At 61.1% G+C, this 14,805-nt stretch carries 19 protein-coding genes; 11 read left to right on the top strand and 8 right to left on the bottom strand.

The window, feature by feature from the left end; translation table 11 throughout:
* Positions 1-242: 242 nt before the first annotated feature.
* The 4 genes from AACV02_RS04760 to AACV02_RS04745 form a co-directional block, all read right to left on the bottom strand.
* Positions 243-1,145, bottom strand: coding sequence for an alpha/beta fold hydrolase (locus AACV02_RS04760; RefSeq protein ID WP_119736739.1), 903 nt, complete (start codon positions 1,143-1,145; stop codon positions 243-245).
* On the bottom strand, positions 1,145-1,927 hold the full coding sequence (locus AACV02_RS04755; RefSeq protein ID WP_119736737.1) for a class II aldolase/adducin family protein: 783 nt from the start codon (positions 1,925-1,927) through the stop codon (positions 1,145-1,147). The genes AACV02_RS04760 and AACV02_RS04755 overlap by 1 nt, the downstream gene beginning before the upstream one ends.
* A gap of 150 nt (positions 1,928-2,077) precedes the next feature.
* Positions 2,078-2,764, bottom strand: coding sequence for an LrgB family protein (locus AACV02_RS04750; protein WP_119736735.1), 687 nt, complete (start codon positions 2,762-2,764; stop codon positions 2,078-2,080).
* Positions 2,754-3,140 carry a CidA/LrgA family protein gene (locus tag AACV02_RS04745; protein ID WP_119736732.1) on the bottom strand — a complete coding sequence of 129 codons (387 nt, stop codon included), beginning with the start codon at positions 3,138-3,140 and terminating at the stop codon, positions 2,754-2,756. The genes AACV02_RS04750 and AACV02_RS04745 overlap by 11 nt, the downstream gene beginning before the upstream one ends.
* 98 nt (positions 3,141-3,238) lie before the next feature.
* Here AACV02_RS04745 and AACV02_RS04740 point away from each other — a divergent pair, with 98 nt between their 5' ends.
* Positions 3,239-4,135: a LysR family transcriptional regulator gene (locus AACV02_RS04740; protein ID WP_119736729.1), complete on the top strand. Its 897-nt coding sequence runs from the start codon at positions 3,239-3,241 to the stop codon at positions 4,133-4,135.
* On the opposite strand, the gene AACV02_RS04735 is transcribed toward AACV02_RS04740, so the two are convergent.
* Entirely contained in the window at positions 4,116-4,571 is a 456-nt protein-coding gene (locus tag AACV02_RS04735; RefSeq protein WP_119736727.1) for a flavodoxin, read from the bottom strand. The two genes, AACV02_RS04740 and AACV02_RS04735, sit on opposite strands and share 20 nt — an antisense overlap.
* 129 nt (positions 4,572-4,700) lie before the next feature.
* On the opposite strand from AACV02_RS04735, the gene AACV02_RS04730 reads away from it, so the two are divergent.
* Positions 4,701-5,168 carry a PAS domain-containing protein gene (locus tag AACV02_RS04730; protein WP_106578215.1) on the top strand — a complete coding sequence of 156 codons (468 nt, stop codon included), beginning with the start codon at positions 4,701-4,703 and terminating at the stop codon, positions 5,166-5,168.
* A gap of 58 nt (positions 5,169-5,226) precedes the next feature.
* Positions 5,227-5,832: a hypothetical protein gene (locus AACV02_RS04725; RefSeq protein WP_106578214.1), complete on the top strand. Its 606-nt coding sequence runs from the start codon at positions 5,227-5,229 to the stop codon at positions 5,830-5,832.
* A 2-nt stretch (positions 5,833-5,834) separates the two neighbouring features.
* Here AACV02_RS04725 and AACV02_RS04720 read toward each other — a convergent pair whose 3' ends face one another.
* On the bottom strand, positions 5,835-6,785 hold the full coding sequence (locus tag AACV02_RS04720) for a MerR family transcriptional regulator (RefSeq protein WP_119736725.1): 951 nt from the start codon (positions 6,783-6,785) through the stop codon (positions 5,835-5,837).
* Between the two features lie 212 nt (positions 6,786-6,997).
* Here AACV02_RS04720 and AACV02_RS04715 point away from each other — a divergent pair, with 212 nt between their 5' ends.
* The 6 genes from AACV02_RS04715 (at position 6,998) to AACV02_RS04690 (ending at position 9,996) form a co-directional block, all read left to right on the top strand.
* The gene (locus tag AACV02_RS04715; protein ID WP_106578212.1) at positions 6,998-7,558 is read left to right on the top strand and encodes an antibiotic biosynthesis monooxygenase; all 561 of its coding nucleotides are present in this window, start codon (positions 6,998-7,000) and stop codon (positions 7,556-7,558) included.
* A 57-nt stretch (positions 7,559-7,615) separates the two neighbouring features.
* A complete protein-coding gene (gene folM, locus AACV02_RS04710; protein WP_119736723.1) occupies positions 7,616-8,326 on the top strand; it encodes a dihydromonapterin reductase in 711 nt (236 codons plus the stop codon).
* A 20-nt stretch (positions 8,327-8,346) separates the two neighbouring features.
* Entirely contained in the window at positions 8,347-8,907 is a 561-nt protein-coding gene (folE, locus tag AACV02_RS04705) for a GTP cyclohydrolase I FolE (RefSeq protein WP_053257937.1), read from the top strand.
* Positions 8,908-8,909: 2 nt separating this feature from the next.
* Positions 8,910-9,281 carry a dihydroneopterin triphosphate 2'-epimerase gene (folX, locus tag AACV02_RS04700; protein WP_003194073.1) on the top strand — a complete coding sequence of 124 codons (372 nt, stop codon included), beginning with the start codon at positions 8,910-8,912 and terminating at the stop codon, positions 9,279-9,281.
* An 84-nt stretch (positions 9,282-9,365) separates the two neighbouring features.
* Positions 9,366-9,662, top strand: coding sequence for a DUF1244 domain-containing protein (locus AACV02_RS04695; protein WP_119736721.1), 297 nt, complete (start codon positions 9,366-9,368; stop codon positions 9,660-9,662).
* A complete protein-coding gene (locus AACV02_RS04690; RefSeq protein ID WP_119736718.1) occupies positions 9,655-9,996 on the top strand; it encodes a HopJ type III effector protein in 342 nt (113 codons plus the stop codon). The genes AACV02_RS04695 and AACV02_RS04690 overlap by 8 nt, the downstream gene beginning before the upstream one ends.
* A gap of 182 nt (positions 9,997-10,178) precedes the next feature.
* Here the strand turns inward: AACV02_RS04690 and trxB are convergent, their stop codons facing one another.
* Positions 10,179-11,141 (bottom strand): thioredoxin-disulfide reductase, encoded by a 963-nt coding sequence (gene trxB / locus AACV02_RS04685; protein ID WP_010206474.1) that lies wholly within the window; start codon positions 11,139-11,141, stop codon positions 10,179-10,181.
* Between the two features lie 292 nt (positions 11,142-11,433).
* Between trxB and cysZ the strand changes: the two genes are divergently transcribed.
* Positions 11,434-12,198, top strand: a complete 765-nt coding sequence (cysZ, locus tag AACV02_RS04680) for a sulfate transporter CysZ (RefSeq protein ID WP_106578208.1) — start codon at positions 11,434-11,436, stop codon at positions 12,196-12,198.
* A gap of 54 nt (positions 12,199-12,252) precedes the next feature.
* A complete protein-coding gene (locus AACV02_RS04675; RefSeq protein ID WP_119736716.1) occupies positions 12,253-13,455 on the top strand; it encodes a glycosyltransferase family 4 protein in 1,203 nt (400 codons plus the stop codon).
* Here the strand turns inward: AACV02_RS04675 and AACV02_RS04670 are convergent.
* Positions 13,424-14,527: an NADH:flavin oxidoreductase gene (locus AACV02_RS04670; protein WP_119736714.1), complete on the bottom strand. Its 1,104-nt coding sequence runs from the start codon at positions 14,525-14,527 to the stop codon at positions 13,424-13,426. The genes AACV02_RS04675 and AACV02_RS04670 overlap by 32 nt on opposite strands.
* Positions 14,528-14,805 lie beyond the last annotated feature (278 nt).

Here is a 14,805-nt window from a genome sequence, read left to right as displayed (position 1 = left end):
GCTGTTGTGGCGAGCGGGCTTGCCCCGCGTTGGGTGGCGAAGCCGCCCCGATAAGGTTACTGCACAGTGTCTGGTGTACCGCGGTGGCAGGTTTCAGGGCCGCTTCGCGCCCCAACGCGGGGCAAGCCCGCTCGCCACAACAAGCCTGCTCGCTAATGTAAACCTGGCGCAGCCACAACAAGCCCGCTCGCTAATGTGAGCCTGGCGCAAACACAACAAGCTCATTCGCCACAACGGGTGGCTCAGGAATAGGCCACCCGTGGCGCGGGCTGGCCGACGCGCTCGCGAAACGCCAGGTAATGCTTGAGCACCAGTACCGGCGCTTCTATCTGCGGGTAGTGACCGATATTGGCCAGCAACACCGTGTCGGCGTGCGGCACCAACTGGTGATAACGCTCCACCATATGCACACCGGAGATCGGGTCGACTTCGCCGTCGATCACGCGCAACGGCACCTCGCCGCGCTGCAACGCGTCCACCCAGCGCTCCCGCAAGCGGCGGCGCTGGGGAATGTAGGCAATCAGTTTGTGCAGGATGCGCGTGCCGTCATTGCAACTGATCAGGCTCCAGAAATCATCCAGCGCGCTTTCACTGGGCCGCGTATTCGGGCCAAAAATCTGGCTGAAGCTGTTCGACAAGGCATTGCGCCCGAAGGCACGGCCGATCATCCAGCCAAGCGGGCTGAGCAGCAGTTTTTGCACCAACGCCGGGCGATGGGTTTCCGGGAACAGCCCGCCGTTGAGGAATACGCAACTGGCCATCGGAAAACGGCCTTCGTAATGACGGGCGAGTAATTCCTGGGCGACGCTGTCGCCGTAGTCATGGGCCAACACATGCACCGGTTGCTCCACGCGCAGGTGGTCGAGCAACGCCTGCTGCAGGTCGGCCTGCTCCAACAGGCAATATTCGTGATCCACCGGCTTGTCCGAGTCGCCGAACCCCAGCATGTCGCAGGCAATCACCAGGTTGCGCTGGGCCAGCGGCTGCCACAGGTAGTGCCAGTCCCAACTGGCCGTGGGGAAACCATGAATCAACAGCAGTGGCTCGCCCTGCCCGGCCACCCAGTAACGGATCGTACGACCACGGAAGACGAATTCCTGAGCGCGTTTGCGCCAGGCTCTGAGCGGGATTTCGGCGAGTGGCATCAGCTTTTATACCCGGGATCTTGCAGGTCCAATTTACGCAGCAGCGCGGGCCAGGCCAGCGCGCCGCCCATACCCTGAGCGCTCTTGGTGACCGCGGCCACCATAGCCCTGGACCCGGCAAGAATCTGCGGCTCGATGGCAATCAACTCAGCCGCGCCGTTTTGCGCCAGCACCTGGATATCGCAGGCGCGCTGGAAGATAAACATCATCAGGAACGTGTCAGCGATGGTGCCGCCGCAGGTCAGCAGGCCATGGTTGTGCAGCATCAGGAAATTGTTGTCGCCCAGGTCTGCCTGCAAGCGCGCCTTTTCTTCATGGTTGAGCGCCACACCTTCGTAGGCGTGATACGCCAGGCTTGCGAGCACGAACAACGATTGCTGGCTGATCGGCAACACGCCCTGCTTCTGCGCCGAAACAGCAACACCGGCGGCCGTGTGGGTGTGTATCACGCAGGCCACGTCGTGGCGCACGTCATGGATGGCGCTGTGGATGGTATAGCCCGCGGGGTTGATCTCGTAGGGGCTGTCCATCAGCTTGTTGCCGGCCTGGTCGACCTTGACCAGGCTCGACGCCGTGATCTCGTGAAACATCAGCCCGTAGGGGTTGATCAGAAAATCATCGGTGCCCGGCACCTTGGCCGAAATATGCGTGAAGATCAGGTCATCCCAGCCATGCAGCGCGACCAGGCGATAACAGGCGGCCAGGTCGACACGGGCTTGCCATTCGGCAGCGCTGACCTGGTCTTTGACATTCTGTGGCGATAGAACGGGGGCTAGGCTCACGGCAACGACCTCCTTGGCACATTTTCTTATTGTTTTTTTGAGTGAAGGGCCAGTCTAGTCAGACGCTATCGCGCAAGTAGTCGCCTTCGCAGCCAGCTTGATGACCGAACGAGTCAGCAACAAGAATAGTTGAAGTCAGCGGGCGCCGCGTCAGAGAAGCGCCGCCAATAAAGGCACGGCGAACAGGTTGAGCAAGCCCGTCAACACCATCACCAGGCCCGCGACCGAGCCCTCTTCACCGCCCACTTCCTGCGCCCGGCTGACGCCCGCGCCATGAGCGCCCACACCAAACAACGCGCCACGCGCCAGGGGCGTGCGCAACGGCAACCACTTGAGCAGCACGCCGCCGAGCATGGCGCCGAACACGCCGGTGAACATCACAAACACAGCGGTCAGTTCCGGTACACCGCCCAGGTCAGAGGAAACCGGCATGGCAAACGGCGTGGTGATCGAGCGCGGCAACAGCGACATCGTCACCGAGCTGTTCAATGCCAGCGCCTTGGCCAGCCCGAACGAGGTGCCGATGGAGGCCGCGCTGCCGGCGACCATGCCCAGCAGCAACGCCGACCAATGACGCGCCAGCAAGCGGCGTTGTTGCCAGATCGGTACCGCAAACGCCACGGTGACCGGGCCCAGCACCAGCATCAGCCAGTGGGTGTCGGCGGCATATTCGGCGTACGCCGTGTGCATCGGCGCGGCCACCGCCAACAGCAGCGCCGGCACGAGGATCAAGGGCGACAGCACGTAGCGCCCGGTGCGGCTATAGATCCAGCGGCTGAAGACATAGGCGCCCAGGGTCAGGGCGAGCCAGAACACCGGCATCAGCTCAAGCTTCACGGCGCATGCTCCAGCGGCAGACCATCTCTACGGTGAATGCCGTCACCAGCATCACCGACAGAGTGCTGAAACCGATCACCAGCAGGATGCGCCAGCCGTCGTTGCGCACCAGGCCGCCGTAATCAAGCAGGCTCATCAGTGCGGGAATAAAAAACAGCAGCATCTCTGCCATCAACACCCCGGCGCCCAGTTGCAGGGCGGCCGGCTTGACCAGGCCGGTGGCGAATGTCGCCAGCAACAGGCCCAAGCCCACCACGCCACCGGGTATGGGCCAAGCCAACCACACGGCAAGCTGGGTGCCCAGAAAATAGATAGCCAGCAGCACAACCAGCTCAATCAGCAGGCGGGCGATATGTTTGAAGCTGAAACGGTTCATAAGCGTTTGATCCTCACAGGCGCTCAGTTTAAAGACGCCTCCCCCATCCCCACAGCGAATTGTTAGACTGCCAACTATTCCAAACTGGAATCAGGCATATGGAATTCAAACAGCTGCGCAGTTTTGTCGAAGTGATCCGTCGGGGCGGCTTTACCCAGGCCGCTAAAACCTTGCACATCAGCCAATCGGCCGTCAGCAAGCAAGTGGCACAGTTGGAGCAGAGCCTCGGCACGCCGCTGCTGGAACGCACGGGCTCGCACATTCGCCTGACGGCCGCCGGCGAGGTGGTGTTGCAGCGCGCCGAAGCCATGTTGCGCCTGCAAACAGAACTGCTCAGTGAGCTCGATGATATGCAGCAACTGGCCCGTGGCGAGCTGCGCCTGGGCTTGCCGCTGTTGGCGGGCGACACGCTGTTTGCCGGGCTGTTTGCCGAGTACCGCAGGCGCTACCCCAAGGTCACCATCCAATTGCTCGAAGGCGGCAGCCGCACGATCGAGCAGGCGATTCTCAGTGGCGAGCTGGACGTGGGTGGCACGCTGATGCCCAGTGATCCGGCCTTTGCCTGGCAACCCTTTTGCGACGAGCCGCTGGATGCCTTGCTGCCGATGGATCACCCATTGGCTGAGAATGCCCAGGTGCGCCTGGAGGAACTGGCGGACACGCCCTTCCTGATGTACCAACGCAGTTTTGTGCTCAATGACCGACTGATGCAGGCTTGTCAGCAATTGGGCTTTACGCCGAAGGAGATCGGCCGCAGCGGCCAGGCGGACTTTCTCGTCGCCCTGGTCGCGGCCGGTCAGGGCGTGGTGCTGTTGCCCAGCGTGGTCGCCCGCGGGTTGGTGCGACCGGGCGTGGTGCGCCTGACACTCAAGGCGCCCGACTTCCTGCGCTGGGACATCGCCTTTATCTGGCGTGAGGGCGCTTATCTGTCCAAAGCCGCCCAGGCCTGGCTGGCGCTGCTGCGTGAATTCCCGGTCAACCGCGCAGTGCAGTGACCAGCTCCGCCAGCCACGGTTCTGCATCGGCTTCCGGGGTGACGCTTTCGCTGGCGTCCAGGCGCAGCATCGGCAGCACTTCGCGCACGCCCAACTCGCCGAACAGCTCGCGCATTTGCTCGCCGCCGCCGCAGAAGGTGTCGCCGTAGCTGGCGTCGCCCAGCCCGATGACGGCACCGGGCAGCCCGCGCCAGGCGGCGGGGAGTTGGTCACGGATGCTCGAATACAGCGGTTGCAGGTTGTCAGGCAGCTCGCCCATGCCGGTGGTGGACGTTACCGCCAGAAAGGCTTCAGGAGCAAAGGCCTGCACATCGGCCCAGGTGGCGCGCGGGTTGTGCCAGGCTTCAAAACCGGCCGCGTTGAGGATGCCGGCGGCGTGGCGAGCGACTTCTTCAGCGGTGCCGTAGACCGAGCCGGAAAGGATGGCGACTTTCATCAATCTGATCCTGTAGTTGAGCCAAAGCGTGGGATGTTAGCAGCTGGCGCAAATATTTCGGCGCATGCCGCGCAACATTCAGGGCATGCCATACACTGCAGTCTCTAAAAACAAGCCATGGACCGCTCAATGATTAACGCCAAACTGATGCAGCTGGTCATCAACGCCTCCAACGACGGCATCGTCGTCGCCGAACGCGAAGGCAAAGACAAGCCGCTGATCTACGTTAACCCGGCCTTCGAGCGCATGACCGGCTATGCACTGGACGACATCCTGTATCAGGATTGCCGCTTCCTGCAGGCGGGCGACCGCGACCAGCCAGCCCTGATGGCGATTCGTGAAGCCCTCGACAGCGGCGGTTCGTGCCGGGAGATCCTGCGCAACTACCGCAAGGACGGCGCGCCTTTCTGGAACGAGCTATCGCTGTCGACGGTTTACAACGAAGCCGACAAGCAGACCTATTTTGTGGGCGTGCAAAAAGACGTCAGCGCGCAGGTCAAAGCACAACTACGCGTGGCCCAGCTGGAAGCACAGGTGGCCGAGCTTAAAGGCGAGTTGGCGGCGCTCAAAGCGACGAGCGGAATTAACAAAGTGTAAAAAACACGGTCTTTAGAGCGATAATGGCTTTTTAATGTCTCATCGTTGAGCTCCATCAATGCACCGCGACGCGCTTTTGACGCAGGACGAACTGGATTTTATCCAGGACATGCAGCACAACCCGCAGCTCAACCTGCGGGATGCGTGGTCGAGCCTGACGGTCAACGGCGGTGCACAGATTCGTGATTTGCTCACGCGCTTGGCCGCTCACGACCACGTCACCATCCAGGCGCAGTTCGACAACCAGCAACTCACGTTCCCGCTGCACCTGGTAGAAGACGAGTTTCACGCAGTTCATCTGCGCCTGGGCGTGCCGAGCATTTTTGAAGACGGGCCGATGATCCGGCCGTGGCGTCTGGCCCTTGAAGCACCGGTGGCACTGGAAAACGTCAAGGGCAACCCTGCCGCGTTATGGGTTCACGAGGTGTCATTCAAAGGCGTGCTGGTTGAGATTCGTGGCCGGGTCAAACCGCCGAAAACCTTTTCTCTGTGGTTCAGCCCGTCCGGCTACGAACGCATTGCCTTGCGCGGCGCGCTGGAGCGGGAAACGGCCCGCGGCTTATTCGCATACCGTCTGAGCCAAAGCGATGCGGATGAAATCGAGCGGCTGCGCCAGTTCATCCTGCACCAGCATCGCCTGGTTCATCCGCACGTACACGCCTGATTTCAGGTATCCAGCTGCCCACTCAGAAACTGTTGCAAGCGGCGCTGCATCACAAGCCCATCGCTGCCCAGGCAGCCGACCGAGGAACCTGCCAGGTCTTTTTCGGCGAAGTCAGACGCGGCGCCCGCCAGAAACAGTGGGCAATCGAGCGTCATCGCCAAGCGACTCAAGCGCTCGGTCAGCTCGTGGTTGTGTGAATGGTTGGAGAAGATGACGAGCGCCTGGGGCCGGATTTTTTCACAGACCAATGTCAGTTCGTCCAGGGGCTGACCCACTTCCAGCACCTTCATGGGCAGATCCTGCCGACCGACCAATAGCGCCGCCACCAGCAATTCCAACCTACGGCATTCGCCGGGCAACGCCGCCAGCAAGACCCGGGACCCGGGCGAGCCGCTGCCCAGTTGCAAGCGCAGCCAGGCTTGCTCACGCAGGAAAGCATCGAAAAATAACCACTCGCTGGCTTGGCCGAAGCGGCCTTGATGACGCAGCAAGTCGCTCCAAAGGGGCATGAGGATGTCTTGAAACGCCACACTCGGCGGGTAGGTCGCTGACAACTGGCTGTAGAGGTGTTCAAGGGCGCGATCATCGAAAGCACTGATGGCCTGCCTCAACCGCGTTTGCCATTGCGTGTCCTCGATCGAGTCTCGCTCGGCGCGAACCACATCGGCTTGCTGATCATCGCGGGCGAGGATTTTGCCGACTTTGCTTACCGCAACGCCGCGCTCAATCCAATCGAGAATCCTGTTGACGGTCTCAATATCGGTCCTGGAGTAGAGGCGATGCCCACTTTCGGTGCGCGCGGGCTGAATCAGACCATACCGTCGCTCCCAGGCTCGCAAGGTGACCGGATTGACACCTGTCAATCTCGAGACTTCACGAATCGGAAAAAGCTCGCTGGAATCGGCAAGGCTGCCGTGGGCGATTTCGTGAACAGGAGCAGTAATTTCGGGCATCGGGGATCAAAAACATCCGTGTAGATTTGGATCCCATTTAACGCCTTTCCACTTGTCCTTTTCAAGGCCCGCACCCTTCTGACCAATGTCACTGGCGTATTTTTGCAAAACAGGAATAATCCTTGCCTGTTTTTCAGGTGATGGCCTACCCGGCCGCCACCTTTGTGCGCCGTCTACACGGCTCAGCGCACCTGATTATCTGGAGATACACAATGTCTACCTCCCCTGTCACCTTGATGGTTGCGCGCCGCGTGGCCAAAGGGCGTTATGAAGAATTGATGGCCTGGCTGCGTGAAGGCGAGCAATTGGCCACTGACTTCCCCGGTTACCTGGGTTCCGGTGTACTGGCTCCGCCGCCCCATGACGACGAGTTTCAAATCATCTTCCGCTTTGCCGACGAAAAAACCCTGCACGCCTGGGAGTTTTCCGCCTCGCGCAGTGCCTGGTTGAGCCGTGGCAGCGAGCTGTTCGCCGACCCGTCCGAGCATCGCGTCAGTGGCATCGATGGCTGGTTCGGCGCCGTGGGTGCACGGCCGCCGCGCTGGAAACAGGCTGTGGCGATCTGGCTGGCGTTTTTCCCGGTGTCGCTGCTGTTCAACTTCGTCCTGGGGCCGCTGCTCAACGAATTGGACCTGGCCCCACGCGTGCTGGTCAGCACGTTGGCGCTCACGCCCTTGATGGTTTTCTGGTTCATTCCCCTGTCGACGCACCTGCTGGCGAACTGGCTGCACCCCACACCGCCGACGCGCAAGGTCGCCGAAGCTGCCGCTTGAGTACAGGGGCGGCCGGTCGCTGGTATAGTTTCAGCCTGCCAGCGACTTGAGCCTCCCATGACTGCAACGAACGCCCCGATCCTGATCACCGGTGCCGGCCAGCGTGTCGGCCTGCATTGCGCCGAGCGCCTGCTGGACGAGGGCCAGCCGGTTATTTTCAGCTACCGCAGCGAGCGTCCAGGCGTTGAGGCCTTGCGTGAGCGTGGCGCGGTCGGCGTGTTTGCCGACTTCTCCAGTGAAGCCGGGATTCTGGCCTTCATCGCCCAACTGCAAACCCACACCAACAGCCTGCGCGCGATCATCCATAACGCATCGGCGTGGGTCGCGGAAACGCCCGGCGACGAAAGCCGCGCGTTTACCGACATGTTCAGCGTGCACATGCTTGCGCCGTACCTGATCAACCTGCATTGTTCACCCTTGCTGCAACGCTCTTCACCTGCCGATATCGTGCATATCAGCGACGACGTGGTGCGCAAAGGCAGCCGCCAGCATATTGCCTATTGCGCCACCAAGGCCGGGCTCGACAGCCTCACGTTGTCGTTTGCTGCGCAGTTGGCGCCGCTGATCAAGGTCAATGGCATTGCGCCGGCGATGGTGATGTTCAACGAGGGCGACGACGCGGCCTACCGCGCCAACGTCCTGGCCAAATCGGCACTGGGCATCGAACCCGGGCCCGAGGTGATCTACCAGAGCGTGCGTTACCTGCTGGACAACCCTTATGTCACCGGTACCACCCTGACCGTCAACGGCGGGCGGCATATCAAGTAAGCCGTTTGTGAGGATGTTGTATGACCTTGTCCCTGCCCCAACACTACCGCGAAATTCTCAAAGGCCTGGGCGAAGACCCGGAACGCGAAGGCTTGCTCGACACCCCCAAGCGCGCTGCCAAGGCCATGCAGTACCTGTGTCACGGCTACGAGCAGAACCTGGACGAAATCGTCAACGGTGCGCTGTTCGCGTCCGACAATGACGAAATGGTGATCCTTAAGGACATCGAGCTGTATTCGCTGTGCGAGCACCATTTGCTGCCCTTTATCGGCAAGGCCCATGTGGCCTATATTCCGACCGGCAAGGTGCTCGGGCTGTCGAAGCTGGCGCGCATTGTCGACATGTACGCGCGACGCCTGCAGATCCAGGAAAACCTCACGCGGCAAATTGCCGACGCAATTCAGCAGGTCACCCAGGCCGCCGGCGTGGCAGTGGTGATCGAAGCCAAGCACATGTGCATGATGATGCGCGGCGTGGAAAAACAGAATTCAACCATGAACACCTCGGTGATGCTCGGCGCGTTCCGCGAGTCGAACACCACCCGCATGGAGTTCCTGCAACTGATTGGACGGAGCAAGTAGCAATGCCACAACTTCAACCAGGCATGGCGCGCATCCGGGTCAAGGACCTGTGCCTGCGCACCTTTATCGGCATCAACGAGGACGAGATCCTCAACAAGCAGGACGTGCTGATCAACCTGACCATCCTGTACGCCGCCCAGGAAGCCGTGCGCGACAACGACATCGATCACGCGCTGAACTACCGCACCATCACCAAGGCCATCATCGCCCACGTCGAAGGCAACCGCTTCGCCCTGCTCGAGCGCCTGACCCAGGAGCTGCTGGACCTGGTGATGAGCAACGAGTCGGTGCTGTACGCCGAAGTCGAAGTGGACAAGCCTCACGCGCTGCGCTTTGCCGAGTCGGTCTCGATAACGCTAGCTGCAAGCCGCTAGCTGCAAGCGATAAGCTAAAGGCCGACCACACTCCAACTTGCAGCTTGAAGCTTGCCCGCTTGAAGCTGTCTCAAAGAGACCACCATGAACGATCAACAACGCCTCGAACTTGAAGCCGCCGCCTTCCGCCGGCTGGTGGCACACCTGGACAGCCGCAAGGATGTACAGAACATCGACCTGATGAACCTCTCGGGCTTCTGCCGTAACTGCTTGTCCAAGTGGTACAAGGCCGAGGCCGATGAGCGCCACATCGAGCTGAGCCTCGATGACGCCCGTGAAGTGGTGTACGGCATGCCGTACGCCAAATGGAAAGCCCAATACCAGAAAGAAGCCAATGCCGAGCAACAGGCGGCGTTTGCCAAAGGAAAAACCCATGACTGATTTGAACACCCTGCGCGCCAGCCTCAACAGCGGCGAACATGCCTTTGCTGACACCTTGGCTTTTGTAGCCGCGGGTTACGACTACCAGCCGCAAGCCTTCACCAATGGCAACGTGGAAAACGCCGCCGGGCAGAACGAGGGGTCGTGCAAGACCCTGGGCCTGGCGTTGCTGGAAGGCTTGAGCGATCAGGAAGCGCTGCTGGCGTTTGGCGAGCATTACCGCTCGGTGGTGGCTACGCCTGAAGGCAGCGACCACGGCAACATTCGTGCGCTGATCGAGCATGGGTTGGCGGGTGTGAAGTTCGCCGCACAGCCACTGACCCGCAAATCCTGAGTCAGGCATAGATCAAAATGGGGGAGCGGGCTTGCTCGCGAATGCAGAGTGGCAGTCAATACATCTGGTGACTGATACACCGCATTCGCGAGCAAGCCCGCTCCCACATTTGAACGGCGGTGTTGCATAAATCGCAGACATAAAAAAACCGGCCTCGCAGCCGGTTTTTTCATTTAAACGGGTTAGAACGAAGCGTCTTTCAAACCGTCGAGGTAACGCTCGGCGTCCAGAGCCGCCATGCAGCCGGCGCCGGCCGAGGTGATGGCCTGGCGATAGACGTGGTCAGCCACGTCACCGGCGGCAAAGATGCCTTCGATGTTGGTTGCGGTGGCATTGCCTTCACGGCCGCCTTGCACCACCAGGTAGCCGTCTTTGGCTTCCAGCACGCCTTCGAACAGCGAGGTGTTCGGGGTGTGGCCGATCGCGATGAACACGCCGTCGACTTTCAGTTCGTCGAAGCTGCCGTCGTTGTTTTTCAGGCGAGCGCCAGTCACGCCCATGTTGTCGCCCAGGACTTCGTCGAGGGTGGCGTTGAGCTTGAGGATGATCTTGCCTTCAGCGACACGGGCGTGCAGCTTGTCGATCAGAATCTTCTCGGCGCGGAAGGTCTCGCGGCGGTGAACCAGGGTCACGGTGCTGGCGATGTTGGCCAGGTACAGCGCTTCTTCCACGGCGGTGTTGCCACCACCGACCACGGCAACAGGCTTGTTGCGGTAGAAGAAACCGTCGCAGGTCGCGCAGGCGGATACGCCTTTGCCCATGAATGCTTCTTCCGACGGCAGGCCCAGGTAACGGGCGCTGGCGCCAGTGGCGATGATCAGCGCGTCACAGGTGTACACGCCGCTGTCGCCAGTCAGGCTGTAAGGCTTTTTCGAGAAGTCGACTTGGTTGATGTGGTCGAAAACAATCTCGGTTTCAAAGCGCTCGGCGTGTTCTTTCATCCGCTCCATCAGCACCGGGCCGGTCAAACCGTGGACGTCGCCCGGCCAGTTGTCGACTTCAGTGGTGGTGGTCAACTGACCGCCCGCCTGCATGCCGGTGATCAGCAGCGGCTTGAGGTTGGCTCGGGCAGCGTAAACGGCAGCGCTGTAACCGGCAGGGCCGGAACCGAGAATAATCACTCGCGAATGACGGGTATCAGACATGACTCACTCCTATCGACCGTCCGGACTACAGAACGGCTGGAATAAAAAAGGACCGCGAAGCACTTGGGGAAGGCTTGAACTCGCAGATCCTGAAAATAATGGGTGCAGCGTATAGAGGGGGGCAAGATTAAGGAAATACGGAATAACAATCCAGCTCATAGGTGGTCTCTATCCCTGCCACCCGATTAATCGACGCCATTGTGCTTAGATGTTACCGCTGATGTCGCTGCTTTCACCCAGGATGCAAAGGCGGTAAGGTCGGCGCGTTTGTCATCCTGCTCGGAGTTCTCCAATGCCCGCCCCTGCTCTTTCCGGCCCGCAGTACCTGCGCGAAGGCCTCAAACTGGTATTGAGCCCAGGCCTGCGCCTGTTTGTAGTGCTGCCGCTGGCGATCAACCTGGTGCTGTTCGTCGGTTTGATCTACTTCGCCGGCCATCAGTTCAGCCTGTGGGTCGACACCTTGATGCCGACGCTGCCGGGCTGGTTGAGTTTCCTCAGTTACATCCTGTGGCCGCTGTTTGTGGTGCTGGTGGTGCTGATGGTGTTTTTCACCTTCACCATGCTGGCGAATATCATCGCGGCGCCCTTCAACGGCTTTCTCGCCGAGAAAGTTGAAGTGGTGGTGCGCGGCACCGACGACTTCCCGCCGTTCAGCTGGGGCGAACTGGTGGCGATGGTGCCCCGCACGCTGGCGCGGGAAATGCGCAAGCTGGGCTACTTCCTGCCACGCGCCATCGGCCTGTTTATCCTGTCGTTCATTCCGGTGGTCAACCTGATCGCCGCGCCGTTGTGGCTGCTGTTCGGCGTGTGGATGATGGCGATCCAGTACATTGACTACCCGGCGGACAACCACAAGCTGGGCTGGAACGAGATGCTCGCCTGGCTGCGCCAGAAGCGCTGGCAGAGCATGAGCTTCGGCGGCATCGTCTACCTGGTGCTGCTGGTGCCGGTGGTCAACCTGCTGATGATGCCGGCGGCGGTGGCCGGAGCCACGCTGTTCTGGGTGCGCGAACAAGGCGCCGAGGCCATGGCGATGCAGAAAGTGACCCGGTCATAAATCCATCATGCCAATGACACAATGACGACATGGCCCACGGTGACACTGTGGGTCATGACGACAGCTTCGCTTCACATCACCCTGATCACCGAAACCTTCCCGCCAGAGATCAACGGGGTGGCCAATACCCTTGGCCGCCTGTGTGAAGGTTTGCGCGCGCGAGGCCATCAGGTCGAGTTAGTGCGTCCACGCCAGGGCAGCGATCAGAGCCGCCCCAGCGATGACGCGCTGCTGCTGTGCCGCGGGTGGCCGCTGCCAGGCTACCCCGGCCTGCAATGGGGCCAGTCGTCGATGCATAAGTTGCTGCGCCGCTGGACCCGTCAGCGCCCCGACGTGCTCTACATCGCCACCGAAGGGCCATTGGGCTTGTCGGCGTTGCGCGCGGCACGGCGCCTGGGCATCAGCGTGGTCAGTGGTTTTCACACCAACTTCCAGCAGTACTCGAACCAGTACGGTTTGAGCCTGCTCAGCCGCATGGTCACGCACTATTTGCGCTGGTTCCATAACCGTTCGACGCTGACGCTGGTCCCCAGCACCAGTCAGCGCCTGGAGCTGGAGCGGCGCAATTTCGAGCGTCTGGGAATGTTGGCGCGCGGGGTCGACAGCCAGTTGTTCCACCCGGCGAAACGCGACCACGCCTTGCGTGAAAGTTGGGCATTGAACGCTGAGCAGATCGCCGTGCTGCACGTAGGTCGACTGGCGCAGGAGAAAAACCTGGGGTTGCTCAAGCGCTGCTTTGAAACCTTGCAAGACACCTATCCGTTGCGCCAGATGAAACTGATCATCGTCGGCGATGGCCCCCAACGCACGATGCTGGAAAAGGAACTGCCAGAGGCGATTTTCTGCGGCACCCTGCGCGGTGAGGAACTGGCCCGGCATTACGCTTCCGGCGATGTGTTCCTGTTCCCCAGCCTGACCGAAACCTTCGGCAACGTGGTGCTGGAAGCCATGGCCTCGGGATTGGGGGTGGTGGCCTACGATCAGGCGGCCGCAACCCAGCATATCCGCCATGGCTACAACGGCGTGCTGGCGATGCCGGGGGATGAGGCTGCGTTTTGCGATGCCGCCAATTGGTTGCTGGAAGATGCAGAGAGCCTGCGCCGTATGCGCCTGAACGCTCGCCAACATGCGAGCCGCCAGGGCTGGCCGGCGATTATCGAACAGTTCGAACGTCAGTTACGCGGCGTGTGCAAGGACGGACACCCGGTGCCCGCCCTTTCGCCTCTTACACCAGGGTCGTCAACGCCTCACGACTGAACGGCAGGATGTCGCCCTCACGCCCCTCGCGCACCTTCACCGCCCAATCCGGATCCACCAGCAAGGCACGGCCCACGGCGACCAGGTCGAACTCGTCGTTATTGAGGCGCTCCAGCAGCTTTTCCAGGCTGGCCGGCTGCGCGACCTTGTCAGTGTTGACCATGAACTGCAGGAACTCGCCGTCCAGGCCGACGCTGCCAACGGTGATGGTCGGCTTGCCGGTGAGCTGGCGCGTCCAACCGGCCAGGTTGAGGTCGGAACCTTCGAATTCCGGCTCCCAGAAACGACGGGTTGAGCAGTGGAAAATATCCACACCCGCGTCGGACAATGGCTTGAGGAACTCACCCAGCGCCTCGGGTGTTTGCACCAGGCGCGCAGTGTAGTCCTGCTGCTTCCACTGCGAGAAACGCAGGATGATCGGGAAGTCCGGGCCTACGGCGGCGCGGGTGGCCTGGATCAGTTCGATGGCAAAACGCGAACGGTTGGCCAGACTGCCACCATATTCGTCGGTGCGCTGGTTGCTGCCTTCCCAGAAGAACTGGTCGACCAGGTAACCGTGGGCGCCGTGGATCTCCACGCCGTCCATGCCGATGCGCTGGGCATCCTTGGCGGCTTGGGCGAAGGCATTGATCACGTCCTGGATGTCCTGGGTGGTCATGCCGTGGACGACCAGATTGCCGTCCTTGAGTTTTTCCATCGGGCCGTAGGCCGGGACGCTGGCGTCAGGCTCGGTGCCGATACGGCGCACGCTGCCCACGTGCCACAGTTGCGGCACGATCTTGCCGCCTTCGGCGTGTACGGCGTCGACCACTTTCTTCCAGCCAGCCAGCGCGGCCTCACCGTAAAAATGCGGAACGTTCGGGTAACCGTTGGAGGCCTGATGACCGACCACGGTACCTTCGGTGATGATCAGGCCCACGCCGGCGGCGGCGCGGCGGCGGTAGTATTCGATGACCTTGGCATTGGGCACGCCACCCGGCGAAAACGAACGCGTCATGGGCGCCATGACCACGCGGGTCGACAGTTGCAGTGCACCGAGCTGGAAAGGTTTGAACAAGGCTTGGACAGGCATGGGAGCACTCCGCGGAAGAGGTATTTATGATGCGGATAATATGAGCAGTGTGCAGCGCCTGAAAGCACTATTGATCTGGGTGATTAAGGGGTAAAAGTCAGGAAGTGAATCACCAAAAAACCCGTGGCGAGCGGGGCTGCCCCGCGTTGGGCGGCGCAGCAGCCCCATTTGAAGCCAGCGCGTTTATCGGCTTAATGGCGGTGTCTGTTTTGGGCTGCTTGGCAGCCCAACGCGGGGCAAGCCCGCTCGCCACAACAAGCGCGCTTGTCACAGAAGCG

The sequence above is a fragment of the Pseudomonas sp. Larv2_ips genome (assembly GCF_963879675.1).
GTDB lineage: Bacteria > Pseudomonadota > Gammaproteobacteria > Pseudomonadales > Pseudomonadaceae > Aquipseudomonas.
The sequence above is the reverse complement of the archived record's forward strand: the minus strand, read 5'-3'. Positions and strand labels throughout refer to the sequence as shown.

Excerpts from the sequence above, each read along its gene's own strand:
- AACV02_RS04760 (WP_119736739.1), bottom strand. The coding sequence starts at position 1,145 with ATGCCACTCGCCGAAATCCCGCTCAGAGCCTGGCGCAAACGCGCTCAG.
- AACV02_RS04745 (WP_119736732.1), bottom strand. The coding sequence starts at position 3,140 with ATGAACCGTTTCAGCTTCAAACATATCGCCCGCCTGCTGATTGAGCTG.
- AACV02_RS04740 (WP_119736729.1), top strand. The coding sequence starts at position 3,239 with ATGGAATTCAAACAGCTGCGCAGTTTTGTCGAAGTGATCCGTCGGGGC.
- AACV02_RS04735 (WP_119736727.1), bottom strand. The coding sequence starts at position 4,571 with ATGAAAGTCGCCATCCTTTCCGGCTCGGTCTACGGCACCGCTGAAGAA.
- AACV02_RS04730 (WP_106578215.1), top strand. The coding sequence starts at position 4,701 with ATGATTAACGCCAAACTGATGCAGCTGGTCATCAACGCCTCCAACGAC.
- AACV02_RS04725 (WP_106578214.1), top strand. The coding sequence starts at position 5,227 with ATGCACCGCGACGCGCTTTTGACGCAGGACGAACTGGATTTTATCCAG.
- AACV02_RS04720 (WP_119736725.1), bottom strand. The coding sequence starts at position 6,785 with ATGCCCGAAATTACTGCTCCTGTTCACGAAATCGCCCACGGCAGCCTT.
- AACV02_RS04715 (WP_106578212.1), top strand. The coding sequence starts at position 6,998 with ATGTCTACCTCCCCTGTCACCTTGATGGTTGCGCGCCGCGTGGCCAAA.
- folM (WP_119736723.1), top strand. The coding sequence starts at position 7,616 with ATGACTGCAACGAACGCCCCGATCCTGATCACCGGTGCCGGCCAGCGT.
- folE (WP_053257937.1), top strand. The coding sequence starts at position 8,347 with ATGACCTTGTCCCTGCCCCAACACTACCGCGAAATTCTCAAAGGCCTG.
- folX (WP_003194073.1), top strand. The coding sequence starts at position 8,910 with ATGCCACAACTTCAACCAGGCATGGCGCGCATCCGGGTCAAGGACCTG.
- AACV02_RS04695 (WP_119736721.1), top strand. The coding sequence starts at position 9,366 with ATGAACGATCAACAACGCCTCGAACTTGAAGCCGCCGCCTTCCGCCGG.
- AACV02_RS04690 (WP_119736718.1), top strand. The coding sequence starts at position 9,655 with ATGACTGATTTGAACACCCTGCGCGCCAGCCTCAACAGCGGCGAACAT.
- trxB (WP_010206474.1), bottom strand. The coding sequence starts at position 11,141 with ATGTCTGATACCCGTCATTCGCGAGTGATTATTCTCGGTTCCGGCCCT.
- cysZ (WP_106578208.1), top strand. The coding sequence starts at position 11,434 with ATGCCCGCCCCTGCTCTTTCCGGCCCGCAGTACCTGCGCGAAGGCCTC.
- AACV02_RS04675 (WP_119736716.1), top strand. The coding sequence starts at position 12,253 with ATGACGACAGCTTCGCTTCACATCACCCTGATCACCGAAACCTTCCCG.
- AACV02_RS04670 (WP_119736714.1), bottom strand. The coding sequence starts at position 14,527 with ATGCCTGTCCAAGCCTTGTTCAAACCTTTCCAGCTCGGTGCACTGCAA.